At 57.1% G+C, this 645-nt stretch carries 1 protein-coding gene; it reads right to left on the bottom strand.

Translation table 11 applies throughout. The features are described from left to right. Positions 1 to 645, bottom strand: a 645-nt coding sequence (locus HMPREF3009_RS00020; protein WP_198531094.1) for a YPDG domain-containing protein, incomplete at both ends; no start/stop codon positions are given.

Genomic DNA, 645 nt, shown 5'->3' with positions numbered 1-645 from the left:
CTCACCGGTGTTCTCATCAACCTTCACACCGTCAGGCGTGTTGTCACCCGGAGTGAAGGTCGTGCCCTCAGGAGCCTTAGTGTCGTTACCGTCCTTGTCCTTGAAGTCTGGCTTGTCAATTGTGACGTCTTCGCCAGGCTCGCCGGTGCCACCGTTGTACTCAGGCTCGTAATTCTCGTTGTCCTTGGCCTCAGGAGCATCAGGCTGCTCAACGGTGACAGTGACGTCAACGTCGTCCTTCGAACCATCCGGGTAATTCACCTCAACCGGAACAGTGACCTTGTCACCCGGCTTCGCATCCTCAGGAACGGTAACGGTGATCTCACCGGTGTTCTCATCAACCTTCACACCATCAGGCGCGTTGTCACCAGGGGTGAACGTCGTACCATCCGGAGCGTCAGTCGGGTTGCCGCTCTCGTCCTTGAACTCAGGAGCAGGAACCGTGACATCCTCACCAGGCTTACCGGAGCCATCCTCGTAACCAGGCTCGTGGGTGTCAGCGTCCTTGTCCTTAGCGTCAGGCTCTTCAACCGTAACGGTGACATCAACGTCGTCCTTCGAACCATCCGGGTAATTCACCTCAACCGGAACAGTGACCTTGTCACCCGGCTTCGCATCCTCAGGAACGGTAACGGTGATCTCACC

The sequence above is a fragment of the Corynebacterium sp. HMSC034H07 genome (genome assembly GCF_001815175.1).
GTDB lineage: Bacteria > Actinomycetota > Actinomycetes > Mycobacteriales > Mycobacteriaceae > Corynebacterium > Corynebacterium hiratae.
Note: the sequence above shows the minus strand (reverse complement) of the source record. Positions and strands in the feature narration are given on the sequence as shown.